This window comes from Azospira oryzae (assembly GCF_004217225.1).
Taxonomy (GTDB): Bacteria; Pseudomonadota; Gammaproteobacteria; order Burkholderiales; family Rhodocyclaceae; genus Azospira; species Azospira oryzae.
Genome location: NZ_SHKM01000001.1, coordinates 82,231 through 97,628 on the forward strand (window position 1 = coordinate 82,231; position 15,398 = coordinate 97,628).

15 protein-coding genes are annotated in these 15,398 nt (G+C 65.2%); 8 read left to right on the forward strand and 7 right to left on the reverse strand.

The features are described 5' to 3' along the window. The 3 genes from EV678_RS16005 to EV678_RS00405 form a co-directional block, all read right to left on the reverse strand. Nucleotides 1-324 (reverse strand): hypothetical protein, encoded by a 324-nt coding sequence (locus EV678_RS16005; protein ID WP_014236962.1) that lies wholly within the window; start codon nt 322-324, stop codon nt 1-3. Continuing rightward, nucleotides 321-2,861, reverse strand: a complete 2,541-nt coding sequence (locus EV678_RS00400; protein ID WP_130458108.1) for an EAL domain-containing protein — start codon at nt 2,859-2,861, stop codon at nt 321-323. Before EV678_RS00400 ends, EV678_RS16005 begins: the two co-directional genes overlap by 4 nt. Nucleotides 2,862-3,005: 144 nt before the next feature. Further along, on the reverse strand, nt 3,006-4,175 hold the full coding sequence (locus tag EV678_RS00405; protein ID WP_130458109.1) for a mandelate racemase/muconate lactonizing enzyme family protein: 1,170 nt from the start codon (nt 4,173-4,175) through the stop codon (nt 3,006-3,008). A gap of 137 nt (nt 4,176-4,312) precedes the next feature. Between EV678_RS00405 and EV678_RS00410 the strand changes: the two genes are divergently transcribed. Next, the gene (locus EV678_RS00410) at nt 4,313-5,200 is read left to right on the forward strand and encodes a LysR family transcriptional regulator (protein WP_130458110.1); all 888 of its coding nucleotides are present in this window, start codon (nt 4,313-4,315) and stop codon (nt 5,198-5,200) included. A gap of 45 nt (nt 5,201-5,245) precedes the next feature. On the opposite strand, the gene EV678_RS00415 is transcribed toward EV678_RS00410, so the two are convergent. Genes EV678_RS00415 through EV678_RS00425 form a run of 3 tightly spaced genes read right to left on the reverse strand, consistent with a single transcriptional unit; the run spans nt 5,246 to nt 7,126 of the window. Then, nucleotides 5,246-5,617 (reverse strand): DUF1304 domain-containing protein, encoded by a 372-nt coding sequence (locus EV678_RS00415; protein ID WP_130458111.1) that lies wholly within the window; start codon nt 5,615-5,617, stop codon nt 5,246-5,248. Between the two features lie 34 nt (nt 5,618-5,651). Beyond that, entirely contained in the window at nt 5,652-6,557 is a 906-nt protein-coding gene (locus tag EV678_RS00420; protein ID WP_130458112.1) for a GIDE domain-containing protein, read from the reverse strand. After that, on the reverse strand, nt 6,554-7,126 hold the full coding sequence (locus tag EV678_RS00425) for a LemA family protein (RefSeq protein WP_130458113.1): 573 nt from the start codon (nt 7,124-7,126) through the stop codon (nt 6,554-6,556). Before EV678_RS00425 ends, EV678_RS00420 begins: the two co-directional genes overlap by 4 nt. Before the next feature lie 105 nt (nt 7,127-7,231). Between EV678_RS00425 and EV678_RS00430 the strand changes: the two genes are divergently transcribed. Together EV678_RS00430 and EV678_RS16425 are read left to right on the forward strand one after the other, a co-directional pair. Beyond that, nucleotides 7,232-8,452 (forward strand): MFS transporter, encoded by a 1,221-nt coding sequence (locus EV678_RS00430; RefSeq protein ID WP_165397424.1) that lies wholly within the window; start codon nt 7,232-7,234, stop codon nt 8,450-8,452. A gap of 1 nt (nt 8,453) precedes the next feature. Next, nucleotides 8,454-8,588: a hypothetical protein gene (locus tag EV678_RS16425; RefSeq protein ID WP_014236970.1), complete on the forward strand. Its 135-nt coding sequence runs from the start codon at nt 8,454-8,456 to the stop codon at nt 8,586-8,588. Here the strand turns inward: EV678_RS16425 and EV678_RS00435 are convergent. Continuing rightward, the gene (locus EV678_RS00435) at nt 8,576-9,472 is read right to left on the reverse strand and encodes an HDOD domain-containing protein (protein ID WP_130458115.1); all 897 of its coding nucleotides are present in this window, start codon (nt 9,470-9,472) and stop codon (nt 8,576-8,578) included. The genes EV678_RS16425 and EV678_RS00435 overlap by 13 nt on opposite strands. Before the next feature lie 192 nt (nt 9,473-9,664). On the opposite strand from EV678_RS00435, the gene rlmB reads away from it, so the two are divergent. The 5 genes from rlmB to EV678_RS00460 all read left to right on the forward strand — a co-directional run bounded on the left by rlmB (nt 9,665) and on the right by EV678_RS00460 (nt 15,086). After that, the gene (rlmB, locus tag EV678_RS00440; RefSeq protein WP_130458116.1) at nt 9,665-10,426 is read left to right on the forward strand and encodes a 23S rRNA (guanosine(2251)-2'-O)-methyltransferase RlmB; all 762 of its coding nucleotides are present in this window, start codon (nt 9,665-9,667) and stop codon (nt 10,424-10,426) included. 77 nt (nt 10,427-10,503) lie between these two features. Then, entirely contained in the window at nt 10,504-11,070 is a 567-nt protein-coding gene (locus EV678_RS00445; protein ID WP_014236973.1) for a hypothetical protein, read from the forward strand. 374 nt (nt 11,071-11,444) lie between these two features. Beyond that, complete coding sequence (gene ahpC / locus EV678_RS00450) at nt 11,445-12,014, forward strand: alkyl hydroperoxide reductase subunit C (RefSeq protein ID WP_130458117.1); 570 nt, start codon at nt 11,445-11,447, stop codon at nt 12,012-12,014. Nucleotides 12,015-12,198: 184 nt separating this feature from the next. Then, nucleotides 12,199-13,761: an alkyl hydroperoxide reductase subunit F gene (gene ahpF, locus EV678_RS00455; protein WP_130458118.1), complete on the forward strand. Its 1,563-nt coding sequence runs from the start codon at nt 12,199-12,201 to the stop codon at nt 13,759-13,761. Nucleotides 13,762-14,333: 572 nt separating this feature from the next. Beyond that, on the forward strand, nt 14,334-15,086 hold the full coding sequence (locus EV678_RS00460; protein ID WP_130458119.1) for a DUF4238 domain-containing protein: 753 nt from the start codon (nt 14,334-14,336) through the stop codon (nt 15,084-15,086). Nucleotides 15,087-15,398: the final 312 nt, after the last annotated feature.

A 15,398-nucleotide genomic window follows, 5' to 3' on the forward strand; every position in this document is an offset into this window, starting at 1 on the left:
TCAGGGCATCTCCAGTTGCCGCTGCAACAGGACCTGGAACAGGGCCCGGCTGGCCTGACCGTGTCCGGCGTGGGCAAAGCGCCGCTCCATGCGCAGGCGGGCCTCCCCTTCGCGGCGGGCCATTTCCTCCGGGGTGGGCGGCGGCGGGGGCGGCGGCACCGGCACCGTGGCGATGCCCTGGCGGGCCAGCTGCTGCAGGCGGTGGGCATCGAGCCGGGAGCCGGCGGTGAGCAGCAACTGGCCTTCCCCGTCCGCCAGGTCGGCGGCCAGGGGGGTGCCGGGGATCACCTCGGCCAGGGGCAGCCAGCGCGGTTCCTGGTTCATGACGGGCTCGTCGGCATCAGGGTGATGGCCAGGCCCCGGCCGGCGGAGGCGAGGCCGAGGGAATGGCTGCGGGCCAGGAAGGTGCGCTCGCGCAGCTGCAGGGGTGTTTCCTTGACCCCCTGGCGCAGCAGCAGGTCGCAGGTGGCCGGGGGCAGGACGGAGTCCAGGGGCTCGCCCAGCAGCCCGCCCTGGGAACCGAGGAGATTTTCGGCCTGGCCGTTCATGGTGACGATGATGCCTTCGTCGTCCACCCCGAGCAGGGGCCAGGGCAGGATTTCCAGCACTTCGTGCAGCACGTCCAGGGCCGTCTCGTTGCGGTTGATGCGCTGCTCCCGCTCTTCCAGCAGCTGCTGCAGGCGGCCGTTGGCGCTTTCGAGTTCCCGGTTGGCCAGCTGCACGGCGCTGGAGAGGCGCCGGTTCTCGTCCGCCAGTTCCTTCTGGTGGAAGGCCTCGGCGATGTGCTCCTTGAGCTGCTCGTCGTCCCAGGGCTTGGTCAGGAACTTGTAGATGGCGCCCTCGTTGATGGCGCTGGTGACGGATTGCAGCTCGGTATAGCCGGAGAGGACGATGCGGATGCTTTCCGGATGCAGCACCTTGGCCCGGCGCAGGAATTCCACCCCGGTCATGCCGGGCATGCGCTGGTCGGAAATGATGACGTCCACCGGGTGTTCGGCCAGGAGCTTGAGGCCTTCCTCGCCGCCGCTGGCGATCCGGATGTCGTAGCCTTCCTTGCGCAGCAGGCGCTTCATGGCGGAGAGGATGTTTTCCTCGTCGTCCACCAGGAGCAGGGTGCGCTTTCTTTCCCGGGGATGGATCAGATCCTCGGGGATGGTCTTGCCGTTTTCCAGCATGATTTCCATCTCCTCCGCCGGAACCGGCCGGCTGAAATAATACCCCTGGATTTCGTCGCAGCGGTTGGCGATGAGCAGGGCGAGCTGGGCCTCCGTTTCCACCCCCTCGGCGATGACCTTCATCTGCAGGGCATGGGCCATGGTGATGACGGCCCGGGTGATGGAGACGTCGTTGGGGTCGGCGACGATGTCCTGGACGAAGGAGCGGTCCACCTTCACTGCATCCAGGGGGAAGCGCTTCAGGTAGGAGAGGCTGGAATAGCCGGTGCCGAAGTCGTCCACCGACAGGCGCACGCCCAGGGCCCGCAGTTCGCCCAGGGTGGCGATGGTCTCCTCCACGTCCTCCATCAGCATGGATTCGGTCAGTTCCAGTTCCAGCCAGCGGGCGGCCAGCCCGGTTTCCTCCAGGACCTGGCGCACCTGCTGCACCAGGTTGCCCTCCCGCAGCTGTCGGGCCGAGAGATTGACGGCCACGGAGAACGGGCCCAGGCCCCGGGCATGCCAGCGACTGGCCTGGAGGCAGGCCTGGTGCATGACCCAGCGGCCCACGGCCACCACCTGGCCGCTTTCCTCCATGGCCTGGATGAATTCGGCGGGGGAAATGAGGCCGTGCTGGGGATGCTGCCAGCGGATCAGGGCTTCGGCGCCGATGATGGTGCCGTTGTTGCAGCTGACCTTGGGCTGGTAATGCAGGACGAACTGGTTTTCCTGCACCGCCAGGCGCAGGGCCTGTTCCGTCTGCTGGCGGCTGCGCAGGCGCTCGTTGGCGGCAGCCTCGAAGAAGCGGAAAGTGCCGCCGCCGTGCTGCTTGGCGTCGTGCAGGGCGGTCTCGGCCCGGTACAGCAGCTGGTCGGCGGAAGTGCCGTCGGAGGGATAGACGGCGATGCCCAGGCTGGCACCCAGATAGACGTCGCTGCCCTCCACCTCGAGGGAGGTGGCGGTGAGGTCGATCAGGCGGCGGGCGGCCTGGGAGATGTCGAGGCCGCCCTCATCCGTCAGCAGCAGGCCGAACAGGTCGCCTCCCAGGCGGCCCAGCAGGTCGCCGCCGCGCAGGTCCCGGCGCAGGCGCTGGGCCAGTTGGGCCAGGGCGGCGTCGCCGATGCGGTAGCCCAGGTTCTCATTGACGTTCTGGAAACCGTCCAGGCCCAGACAGAGCAGGGCGGCCTGGCTCTGCCGGCGCTCGGCGTGACGCAGGGCTTCCACCAGCTGTTCGCGGAACTGGTTGCGGTTGGGCAGGCCGGTGAGGCCGTCGAAATGGGTCAGGTGGTGAGCCCGGGCCTCGGCCGCCAGGACGTCGGAAACGTCGAAGGCGATGCCGCCGATGGTGTGGGGTCGGGGGCCGTCGCCGATGGCAAAGCTCTTCATGTGCAGCCAGCGCACCTCCTCCCGCTCGGTGAGGATGCGGAAGCGGATGTCCAGGCCGCCGTGGGGGCGGCGCCGGATGGCGTCCCGCAGGCGCTGCTGCTCCTCCGGATGGACCTGCTGGAGCCAGTCGTGGCGGTCCTGGTAGAGGCTTTCCCGGCTGGCGCCCCACACCTTCTCGTAGGCCGGATTGGCGTAGATCACCCGGCGCGAGGCCACGTCCACCAGCCACAGACTTTCCGGCAGGAACTCTGCCATCTGGGCGATGCGCTCTGCCACGGCGTCGCTGGGGCCGGTGCAGGGGACGTGGGTGAAAGGGGGCATGGGGCGGCCTGGGAGGATTTTCTGGTGTATTTGTAGCAAATATCCCTGCTGGCATACACCTAGGTCAAACCCCAGTCGCTGCACCCCCGGGGGCTGGCCGCCGCTGGTAGGCCGGGCCGGCTGCCCGCAAGCGGCGGTCCCTGCTCAGGCTTCGCCCAGGGCCTTCATCTCGGCGTAGAGGTCGGCCTTGCCTTCGAAGCCGATGCCCGGCAGTTCAGGCAGGGTGACGATGCTGTCCTTGACCTGCACGCCATCGGGGAAGCCGCCGAAGGGCTGGAACAGGTCCGGGTAGGATTCGTTGCCGCCCAGCCCCAGGCCGGCGGCGATGGCCAGGGACATCTGGTGGCCGCCGTGGGGAATGCAGCGGGAGGGGCTCCAGCCGTGCTCCTTGAGCATGTCGAGGGTGCGCAGGTATTCCACCAGGCCGTAGGAAAGGGCGCAGTCGAACTGCAGCCAGTCCCGGTCGGCGCGCATGCCGCCGTAGCGGATCAGGTTGCGGGCGTCCTGCATGGAGAAAAGGTTCTCGCCGGTGGCCATGGGGCCTTGGTAATGATTGGCCAGCTCGGCCTGCAGGGCGTAGTCCAGGGGATCGCCGGCCTCCTCGTACCAGAACAGGTCGTATTGGGAGAGGACCTTGGCGTACTCGACAGCGGTCTTCAGGTCGAAGCGGCCGTTGGCATCCACCGCCAGCTTGCAGCCGGCGGGCAGGATGGAGAGCACGGCCTCGATGCGCTTCAGATCGTCGGCCAGGCTGCCGCCGCCGATCTTCTTCTTCACCACCTTGTAGCCCCGGTCCAGGTAGCCCTGCATCTCGTTCTTCAGGGCCTGCAGGTCCTGGCCCGGCCAGTAGTAGCCGCCGGCGGCGTAGACGAAGACCTCCCGCTTGGGCGTGCCGTTGCCGTAGCGCTCGGCCAGCAGCTGGTAGAGGGGTTTGCCCTCGATCTTCGCCACCGCATCCCAGATGGCCATGTCCACCGTGCCCACGGCGACGGAGCGCTCGCCATGGCCGCCGGGCTTCTCGTTGCTCATCATGCAGGCCCACACCTGGTGGGGGTCCAGGTTGTTGCCGGATTCGTCGAGCAGGGAATCGGGGGCAGCTTCCAGGATGCGGGGACGGAAGCGTTCCCGGATCAGGCTGCCCTGGCCGTAGCGGCCGTTGGAGTTGAAGCCGTAGCCCACCACCGGCTTGCCGTCGCGGATGACGTCGGTGACCACCGCCACCAGGGACAGGGTCATCTTGGAGAAGTCGATATAGGCGTTGCGGATGGGGGAGGAGATGGGCCGGGTCACTTCCCGGATATCGACGATGCGCATGGGGCTTTCCTTCTCGGAGCGGTTGGCAGGGGCCGGTCGGGCGGCGAACGAGACGAAGGTTAGTCCCTCTTCCGTAGTTTATAGTTGATCCATATTCACAACATTGATGAACAAAAGTTATCAATGAGAGGCGCCCCATGAACACCGCTTCCGAACTGGAATTCTTCGTTCTCCTGGCCCGCCAGGGCAGCCTGGCCGCCGCCGCCCGGGAACTCCACCTCACCGCCCCAGCCCTGAGCAAGCGGCTGGCCCAGCTGGAAGCCCGCCTCGGCGTGCGGCTGGTGCAGCGCACCACCCGGCGCATGAGCCTGACCGCCGAAGGGGAGGTGTTCCTGGTCCGGGCCCGGACCATCCTGGAAGACATAAGGGAACTGGAGAACGAGGTGGCCGGCAGCAAGGCGGCACCCCGGGGGCGGCTGCGCATCAACGCCACCCTGGGCTTCGGGCGCAGCCACATCGCCCCCCTGGTGAGCGAATTCGTGCGCCAGCACCCGGCGGTGGAAGTGCAGCTGCAACTCACCGACCGGCCCCTCAACCTGGCGGAGCAGGGCTTCGACCTGGGCCTGCGCTTCGGCGAGCCGCCGGACGCCCGCCTGGCGGCGCGCAAGATCATGTCCAACCGCCGCTTCGTCTGCGCCTCGCCCCTCTACCTGGAGGCCCACGGCGAGCCGCAAAGCCCGGAGGAACTGGCCCGCCACGCCTGCATCATCCACCGCCAGAACGACGAGGATTACCACCTGTGGCGTTTCACCAAGGGCAAGGACAGCGTGGCGGTGAAGGTGCGGGGCGGCCTGTCGAGCAACGACGGCGACGTGGTGCAGCAATGGGCCCTGGAAGGCCAGGGCCTGGTGGTGCGCTCCGAATGGGATGCGGCCAAGTACCTGGAGAGCGGCCGCCTGCGGGCGGTGCTGGCCGAGTGGTCCCTGCCGCCGGCGGACCTCTACGCCATCTACCCGCCCCGCCTCAATCTCTCGGCCCGGCTGCGGGCCTTCCTGGATTTCCTGGCGGCCCGCTTCAATCCCTGATGGCCACCCGGCCTGGTGCGCCGGCCCTGGCCGGGCGCGGGCGGCTTACAGTACCGCCAACAGATTGAGCCCCAGGGCCAGGGCCCCGGGCAGGGCCTGGACGAAGAGGATGCGGCGGCTGGCGGTGGCGGCGCCGAAGATGCCGGCCACCACCACGCAACCGAGGAAGAAGCAGCGGATAGAGAAGGCGGCCTCGCCCGGCAGCAGCCCCCACAGCAGGCCGGCGGCCAGGAAGCCGTTGTAGAGGCCCTGGTTGGCGGCCAGGACCCGGGTGGCGGCAGCGAACTCCGGTGTCAGGCCGAAGGCCTTGCGGCCCTTCGGGGTGTTCCAGCAGAACATTTCCAGCACCAGGATGTAGGCGTGGAGCAGGGCCACCAGCAGGGTGGCAACAGTGGCAGCGGTGGTGAGGACGGTCATGTTGTCTCCTTGGGGATGGGCGGTGCCCGGTTTTTTATAGTTGTTGCCAGACCCAGGGCAGGGCGCCCAGGGCGGCGAAAAAGACGGCCAGGTGGAAGAGGGCCCACAGGCCGTAGCGCCGGGTCAGCTTTTCCGGCGCCAGATTGGCAATGAGGTAGAGCCGGCCGCCATCGGGGCGGCCCATGAGATGGATGTCGGGAACGGCCCGGGCCTGGCGGTGCAGCTGTGCCACCTCGCGCCGGGCGGCCTGGCGGGCCAGGCGCCATTCCTCCATGTCCAGCTCGCCGTCGCCGTTGAGGTCGAAGCGCCGGTGCAGTTCCTCCGGGTTTCGCTTCCACTCGGCCAGCACCTGCTTCAGGTCCTCCGCCGGGTCCAGCAGGGCGTCGCCGCCGCCCCGGGTATGGAAGCCGCCCAGGACATAGATGTCGTCGCCCTCCCGCAGGGTCCATTCGGTATGGCGGTAGTCGCCCTCGCTCCACTGCTGCTTGTGCCGGGTGTGGATTTCGGCACCGGCCGGGTCCACGGCGCAGAGGCCGCTGCCGTCGTCGAGGACGAAAGAGGCCTCGCTTTCGTCCCGGTTGATGACCTTCCACTGGTTTTCCGAATCCTTCTGCTCCGTGGTGTTGCGATACCACAGGCAGCTGCCGCCGCTGAGGGGCGAGACCAGGGGCAGACCGGCCATGGGGCGGCCGTTGCCCTGCAGTTCGACGTAGCCCTGGGCGGCGGAAGCGATGCGGGAGGTGGGGGTGTCGGCGATGGCCCGGCGTCGCTTGAGGGCGCCGCTCCAGGCCCACAGGCTGAGCAGGGCCATCAGCCCGAGGCAGACGCTCCAGCCCAGGGGCGATTCGGTCTGGGCCCCGATCACCAGCAGGGCCAGCTGGGCGCCCGAGGTGATCCACTGGCCCGTCTGCCAGTGGAGCTTGAAGTGGCGGGGGATCAACTGAAGAGCTGCTTGATGTCCACGTCCGCCTTTTCGGCGGCGGCAAATTCCAGCAGGGGCTGGGGATCGAAACGGAAGAGGCGGGCGATGACGGCGTCGGGGAACTGGTCCACCCGCACGTTGTTGATGTTCACCGCCTCGTTGTACAGCTCGCGGCGGTCGGCGATGGAATTTTCCAGGGCGGTGATGCGCTGCTGCAGCTGCATGAAGTGCTCGTTGGCCTTGAGTTCGGGATAGGCCTCGGCGACGGCGAAGAGCCGGCCAAGACCCAGGCGCAGCGCGCCTTCCGCCTCGCCCAGGGCGCCCACGTCCTGGGCCTGACGGGCGGTCTGCACCTGGCTGCGGGCCTCGATCACCCGCTGCAGGGTGCTCTGCTCGAATTCCTTGTACTGCTTGCACACCTCCACCAGCTTGGGCAGTTCGTCGTGGCGCTGCTTGAGCAGCACGTCGATATTGGCCCAGGCCTTGGCGACGCCGTGCTTGAGACCCACCAGTCCGTTGTAGAGGGTGATGCCGTAGATCAGGGCCACCACCACCAGGCCGAGGAAAATCATGCCGCCTACGCTCATTGTCAGCGCTCCCTGTTGATTGACGTGGGAATAATACCGGCTTTGAACTGTGCCGTCCCCGGCCTGCCTATAATGGCGGACCCCATGCTGCAGAGAACAAACAACATGTCCCCATCGAGCCCGTCCGCCTGGCGCACGCCGACCCTGATCCTGGTGTGCGGTTGCATCATCCTCACCCTCTCCATGGGCATCCGCCATACCGGCGGCCTCTTCCTGCAGCCCATGACCGGCGCCCTGGGCTGGAACCGGGAAGTCTTCTCCTTCGCCTTCGCCATCCAGAACCTGGTGTGGGGCCTGGGCTCGCCCTTCGCCGGCGCCTTCGCCGACCGCTACGGGGCCGGCCGGGTGATCGCCGCCTCGGCCCTGCTCTATGTCGTGGGCCTGGCCCTGATGGCCGTTTCCAGCACCGGCCTGGCTCTCGACCTGTCCGCCGGGGTGCTGGTGGGCCTGGGGCTGTCGGGCACCACCTTCGCCGTCATCATGGGTGTCATCGGCCGCCACACGACGCCGGAAAAGCGCAGCCTGGCCTTGGGCATCGCCAGCGCCGGCGGCTCCTTCGGCCAGTTCGCCGTGCTGCCCATCGGCCAGGCCCTGATCAGCAGCTTCGGCTGGCAGGCCGCCCTGTTCCTGCTGGCCTGTGGCGTCGGCCTCATCGCACCCCTGGCCTATGCCATGGCCGACGGCCACAAGCATGTGAGCGGCGCCGGCCAGTCCGCCGGAGCCGCCCTGGTGGAGGCGGGCGGGCAGAGGAGCTTCCACTACCTGTTCTGGAGCTACTTCGTGTGCGGTTTCCAGACCGCCTTCATCATGCTGCACCTGCCGTCCTTCGCCGTGGATTCGGGCTTCTCCGCCAACGTCGGCATGACCGGCATCGCCCTTATCGGCCTCTTCAACATCTTCGGCTCCTTCCTCTTCGGCTGGGCCGGCGGCAAGGGCAGCAAGAAGAACCTGCTGATGCTGATCTACGGCGCCCGGGTGGTGGTCATTGGCGCCTTCATGCTGGCGCCCCTGTCGGTGACCAGCATCTGGATATTCTCCGCCTGCATGGGCCTGCTGTGGCTGGCCACGGTGCCCCTCACCAACGGCCTCATCGCCCAGGTCTTCGGTCTGCGCTTCATGTCCATGCTGGCCGGCATCGTCTTCCTCGGCCACCAGCTGGGCAGCTTCCTCGGCGCCTGGCTGGGCGGCATGATCTTCGACAAGACCGGCTCCTACGACCTGGCCTGGCTGCTCTCCATCGGTCTTTCGGTGATCGCCGCCATCCTCTGCTGGCCCATCGACGAGCGGCCCGTGCAGCGGGCCGAGCCGAAGCCGGCAGGTGCCTGAGATGGCCCGCCACTGGCGCTGGTTTTTCTGGGGAGTGGGGGCGGCCCTGGCAGCCGCCCTGCTGGTGCTGATTTTTCTCGGTTACCAGGCGCCGGAACTGCTGCTGGACCTGGCCAACCTGCGCTACTGCGGCTGAGCCGGAGGCTCGGTCGGGGCGGCGGCCTCGTCGCCGAGGCCCAGTTCCGCCGCTTCCATTTCCGGCGGAATGGGGGCGCCGGCCTTCTTCATCACCGTATAGATGTGAACGTGCAGGAATTCGGCGATGTCCCGGTAGTCGTCGGGCAGGGCCGCGTCGTCCCAGCCGTTGGCCGAATGGCGGGCCAGATTGACCGCCAGCAGGACGTTGCGCACCCGGGGGGCGCTGGCCTGTTCCTCGTCGGTGAGCTTGAGCATCAGCTCGGGCAGGTTCCAGGCCCGGCACAGGGCCTGCTGCATTTCGGCGAAGTGGGCGCCGAGTACGGTTTCCTGGGCGGTGACGGAGCGCAGGGCGCGGTCCGACTTCTGCAGCGCCTTGATCTGCAGGGCCAGCTTGGGGGCGCAGCACCACAGCAGCAGTTCGGGCAGTTCGTGGAGCAGGGTGGCCACCACGATTTCTTCCATGTTCAGGTCGTGCCGCCACAGGGCCCAGTCGTAGGCGTACTGGGCGGCCCGCTGGGCGCGCCGGACCACGTTGATGAGGCCGAGCAGGGCCTGGGGCTGGTCCTTCAGGGTGTCTTCCACCATGGACAGGTTTTCGAACTTCTTGAAGAAGGGTTCGATGCCCAAAAGGACCACAGCCTGGTCGATGGTGGTGACGTCGTTGCGCAGACGGGAGCCGCGCAGGGGCTGGATGTAGGCCAGCATGCGCACGGTCATCATGGGGTCCTGCAGGATGATGCTGGCGATCTCCCGGCCGCTGATGCTGTCCATGCGTTCCCGCGCCTCTTCCAGGCGCCGCACGGTGTGCCGCAAGACGGGCAGTTCCTGTTCGGAGAAGAACAGGACCCAGGAGTCCAGGCTGGGAAGGGCGTGATCGAGCATGATGGGCCGTAGTTAAAAAATCGCTGTAATAAAAGCCTTCAACTGACTGATTTAACGGCATCAGTTCCGCCGACTTGAATACTAGCCGGGGCCTATGGGGCGGGCAAGGCATTTCTCTTGCCGGCGCCGGGCTGGGGCCGGCCCGGGCCTTGGTCTACAATGGCGGCCCGAACCGTTTCCGATTGCCTCCCCATGTCCCAGGCCGCTCCCGAAAAGAATCACCCCACCCGCCTCATCCACGGTTTCCATGCCGTCATCGCCAAGCTGCGCCACAATCCGGATGCGGTGAAGGAGGTGTACCTGGACCAGAGCCGCAAGGACGCCCGGGCCAAGGACCTGCTGCGCCATGCGGAGGCCCAGGGCATCCGCGTCATTCCCGCCGACGCCAAGCGCCTCGACGGCCTGGCCCCGGGCCAGCGGCACCAGGGCGTGGTGGCCAAGGTGGACGCCAACGAGCGCCAGGTGACTCTGGACGACGTGCTCGACACCCTGGAGGAGCCGCCCCTGCTGCTGATCCTGGACGGAGTCACCGATCCCCACAACCTGGGTGCCTGCCTGCGGGTGGCCGATGCAGTGGGCGCCCATGCGGTGATAGCTCCCAAGGACCGTTCCGTGGGCCTCACCAACACCGTGCTGAAGGTGGCCAGCGGCGCCGCCGAGACCGTGCCCTATATCACCGTCACCAACCTGGCCCGCACCCTGCGCGAACTGAAGGAGCGGGACATCTGGATCATCGGCACCGCCGACCAGGCCGACGGCGACCTGTATACCGCCGAGTGGCCCAAGGGCACCGCCTGGGTCCTGGGGGCCGAGGGCGAGGGCATGCGCCGCCTGACCCGGGAGACCTGCGACCAGCTGGTGCGCATTCCCATGTTCGGCAGCGTCGAGAGCCTCAACGTCTCCGTCGCCTCCGGCGTCTGCCTCTACGAAGCCCGCCGCCGCCTGCAAAAGTAAGGCCCCTGGGCCTGCCAGCCCCGGCTGGCATCCGTCTTGCAATAAGCCTTCGCAAAACCATATGCGGAGGCTTTTTCATGTTCGTGAGCGCCACGTCGCTCGCCTTTCCCCAGGCAGCCTATCAGGCCCAGGCACGGGCCGGCAGCGCCCCGGAAGCTGCGCCAAAACAGGTGCTTCCAGCCGTTGCGGCCAGTCTGACCGAAGCGGTGGACGGCCAGCAGGTCGATGCCGCGCGGCAGTGGCTGTCCGCCGAGGTGGCGGATTTTGCCGCCGAGGTCGGCAAGAAATTCCGCGAAGAGGGGCTTCGCACCTCGCCGGAACCCATGCTGGCCGTCGCTTCCGATGGGCATGTGACGGTGGTCAACAACACTCCGGACCGTCAGCAGATCGAGCGCCTGTTCGCCGCCAATGCCGAACTGACCCAGCGCTTTACCGCCATCGCCGCCACGGCCGAGACCGTGCAGGCTGCCGACGATCAGCAGGCCTTCGTCGACCAGTACCAGGCCCTGGCCGGCGACGCCAAGGCCCAGAAAGCCCTGGTCAGCCAGGAGGCGGCCCGCAGCGGCAACCTCCGTTTCCATCTCGTTCTCACTCCCCACGGCCCGGAATATTTTTTCCCCGGGGTCTTGCGCGCCTCAGCCTGAATGTGCCCTCCGCCGCCCCTGCCGCTTTTCGTGGCAGGGTAAGGCAATCCCAGTAACGGCGGGCCCTGGCGGCTACTACCCCCAGCTCTCCCACAGGGTTATCCACAGGAAATGTGGATGACTTTCCCCGCTGCCGCGGAACATCTGCCGGCCTTTCGCTGTCCCTTCTCCCTTAAGCCCAGGTTTCATCCGCTCCCATGTCGGCGTTTGCTGCCGGTCGGGGCCCCGTGCCGGAAGCTGTTTCATTTGTTGATAGTCATTGACTATCTTAAATATGAAGACAATCAATTAGAGTAATTTCGCTGGGGTCTTTACTATTCACCCATCGCATCACCCAACCCCAACTTTGTTTCATCAACTCAGGAGATAAAACGATGAGCACTTCCTTGATCAACACCGTCATCCAGCCCTTCAACGTCAATGCCTTCCACAACGGCAAGTTCATCACCGTTTCCGACACCGACCTGAAGGGCAAGTGGTCCGTCCTGATTTTCATGCCTGCCGCCTTCACCTTCAACTGCCCCACCGAAATCGAAGACGCCGCCGACAACTACGCCGAATTCCAGAAGACCGGTGCCGAGGTGTACATCGTCACCACCGACACCCACTTCTCCCACAAGGTGTGGCACGAAACCTCCCCCGCCGTGGGCAAGGCCAAGTTCCCCCTGATCGGTGATCCCACCCACCAGCTGACCAACGCTTTCGGCGTGCATATCCCCGAAGAAGGCCTGGCCCTGCGCGGTACCTTCATCATCAACCCGGACGGCGTGATCAAGACCCTGGAAATCCACTCCAACGAAATCGCTCGCGACGTTTCCGAAACCCTGCGCAAGCTGAAGGCCGCCCAATACACCGCCGCCAACCCCGGCCAAGTGTGCCCCGCCAAGTGGAAGGAAGGCGCCAAGACCCTGGCTCCCTCCATCGACCTGGTCGGCAAGATCTAAGACCTTCTTCCTTCCGCAGCGCGGTGCCCGGCCAGCCGGGCCCACCGCGGCGGATTGCAGCGCAAAGGCGCCCGCCGGGTGTGCTCCCGCACATCCATCCCCATGCGGGCGCCTTTCCATTGCATGCCGCACCGTATTTCATCCGTTTCCGTACAGCATCGCTTCGACTTAGGGAGATAAGACCATGCTCGACAGCAGCATCAAGACCCAGCTCAAGGCTTACCTTGAGAAACTCGTCCAGCCCATCGAACTGGTGGCCTCCCTGGACGATTCCGCCACCGCCCAGGAAATGCGCAGCCTGCTGGCCGACATCGCCGAACTGTCCGACAAGGTGAGCCTGCGCGAAGACGGCCAGGCCGCCCGCCGTCCCTCCTTCGGCATCGCCCGGGCCGGCCAGAACCCCCGCATCCACTTCGCCGGCATCCCCATGGGCCACGAATTCACCTCCCTGGTGCTGGCCCTGCTGCAGAGCGGCGGTCACCCGCCCAAGGTGGAGGCCGAGGTGGTCGAGCAGATCAAGGGCCTGGACGGCAAGTTCAGCTTCGAGACCTTCATTTCCCTCTCCTGCCACAACTGCCCGGACGTGGTGCAGGCCCTCAACACCATGGCCGTGCTCAACCCCAATGTGGAAGCGGTGATGATCGATGGCGGCGTCTTCCAGCAGGAAGTGGAAGAGCGCCAGATCATGGGCGTGCCCGCCATCTACCTCAATGGCCAGGCCTTCGGTTCCGGCCGCATGGAACTGGGCGAGATCCTGGCCAAGGTGGATACGGGCGCCGCTGCCCGGGATGCGGCCAAGCTCTCCGACAAGGAAGTGTTCGACGTGCTGGTGGTGGGCGGTGGCCCGGCCGGCGCCGCCGCCGCCATCTACGCCGCCCGCAAGGGCATCCGCACCGGCGTGGTGGCCGAGCGTTTCGGCGGCCAGGTGCTGGACACCCTGGGCATCGAGAACTTCATTTCCGTCAAGGAAACCGAAGGCCCCAAGCTGGCCATGGCCCTGGAGCAGCACGTGCGCGAATACGAGGTGGACATCATGAACCTGCAGCGCGCCGCCGCCCTCAAGCCCGCCGCCAACGGCCAACCCGCCGAAGTGACCCTGGCCAACGGCGCCGTGTTGAAGAGCAAGACCGTGATCCTCTCCACCGGCGCCCGCTGGCGTGAAATGAACGTGCCCGGCGAAGCCGAGTACCGCACCAAGGGCGTGGCCTACTGCCCCCACTGCGACGGCCCCCTGTTCAAGGGCAAGCGCGTCGCCGTGATCGGCGGCGGCAACTCCGGCGTCGAGGCTGCAATCGACCTGGCCGGCATCGTCGCCCACGTCACCCTGCTGGAATTCGGCAAGGAAATGCGGGCCGACGCCGTGCTGCAGAAGAAGCTGCTCAGCCTGCCCAACGTCACGGTGATTACCGAAGCCCAGACCACGGAAGTGACCGGCGACGGCCAGAAGGTGAACGGCCTCAAGTACAAGGACCGGGTCAGCGGTGAGGAAAAGACTGTCGCCCTGGAAGGCATCTTCGTGCAGATCGGCCTGCTGCCCAACACCGATTGGCTCAAGGGCGCCGTCGAGCTCTCCGACCGGGGCGAGATCGTCATCAACGCCAAGGGCGAGACCTCCGCCGAAGGCGTCTTCGCCGCCGGCGACTGCACCACCGTGCCCTACAAGCAGATCATCATCGCCATGGGCGAGGGCGCCAAGGCCAGCCTCTCGGCCTTCGACCACCTGATCCGCAGCTCGGCCCCGGCCTGAGTTATTTCCTGTTTCTCCTGTAGCAAGCCAGCAAGAAGCCCGTCCCGGAGGTTCCGGGGCGGGTTTTTTGTTATGGGGTGTTGTTGGTTTGTCATGGGGGGGGAGTTGTTGGGCGTGGTTTGTTTATTTACGGCTGGGTTCCGCCGTTGCCCGGCGGGCGTACTTTTCTTAACCGCTAAGAAAAGTAGCCAAAAGAAGGCGGACCCTCACCCCCGGCCCTGCGGGCTTCCCTGCGCTGCTCAGTCGGTCGGGGCGGCTGCGGAACTCGGCCCTTCGGGCCTCAGACAGTCCTCGCCGAAAGCCCCCCGCCCGCCTTCCGCTGCTCGGCGGAGGTGGAAGGGGATGGAAACCGAGTGGAGGTTTGACGGGTATTCCCGTAACCAACCATTTAGGATTTGCCCGTTGGCAAATCTCTAAGGTTCAGTCCACACGTCCGGGCTCTTAGAGGTGTCTAACAAAAGCGGGACCACCAACGTCCCCGTCGGGCCAAGAATTTACTATGCATAGTGAATGTGTGAGTATCGACTCATATCCGAATTTTGTGGGTCTATTTAATATTTTTAGGTTTCCATATGTCCTATGAGAAGCCCCAAAAGGGGAACCCGCATGGCCTGACGGTGAATCAGCACACGTTTCCATATGCAAGTATTGCTAGGTATGCAAATACCGATGGTTATGTTTCTTTCTCATCCGTCAGAATCGCAAAATGTTTGAAGCTTCGCCCTGATGACCGGTTGTTTTGCGCAAAGCGCACTTGGGATCAGCGTGCGGAGGAAGGCTACATGAAAGAGATAGAGGACAACTTCCAATCGTTAGCTGAGGCAATTCTTGATGGGAGAGTCGCTAAGATAGGATTCTTTGAAAAGCCGGTGGTCAATTACTTTTTTGCCCTCTGGAACATTCGCACGCATAGAAAGCATCAACCAATTCAAGACGTAAAATTGCGTGGAGAAAGGCCAGAACGCTGTCTTACTAAGAATGAGCAGGAGCTTTTGGAAAAGCACCATATTGGTTTTGTGCGGCCGGACATGACAGTCCCAGGAAGGCAGATGGCTGGGATCAATATTCAGATGAACCTCGATATCGCTCATGAACAGCTTAACGATGCTCGGTGGGGAATTCTTAGGTCAATTGATGGCGAATTCATAGTCCCGGATAACTTTTCAAGTGTCAGAATCGTACCGATTTCACCAACAGTTTGCTTATATTCACACAGCACCAACGACGTTATCTCACGCGAGAAGGTTGCAGAAATTAATCGACATGCTGTTGTCTCAAGCGTGGAGTATGTCTTCGCCAGAGACTTCTCCGCGTGTCCGCTGTAAGTCAAACTCCTCCGGACAACCGAAAGTGATTTCCTCTCTGAGCCAACTACCTTGTGTGATTGCCGGTTACCTACATATTGAATGTCTGCTTTGCTCAGCCGCAACAGAGGACTTAGGGGTAATGGCAGAATTCGGAGAGAGCCAATCCCCGCCCTGTGCGGCGCCGAGCAACGGAGCTTTTGGCGGGGAAAGGGCGAGCACTGTTTGAGGGCCTTTAGGCCCGAGTTGCGCAGCCCCCGCCGGAAGCGAGTAGCGCAGGGAACCCCGCGGAACGCGGGGCGCCAAACCGGGCTCGCGTTTTCTTTGGTTACT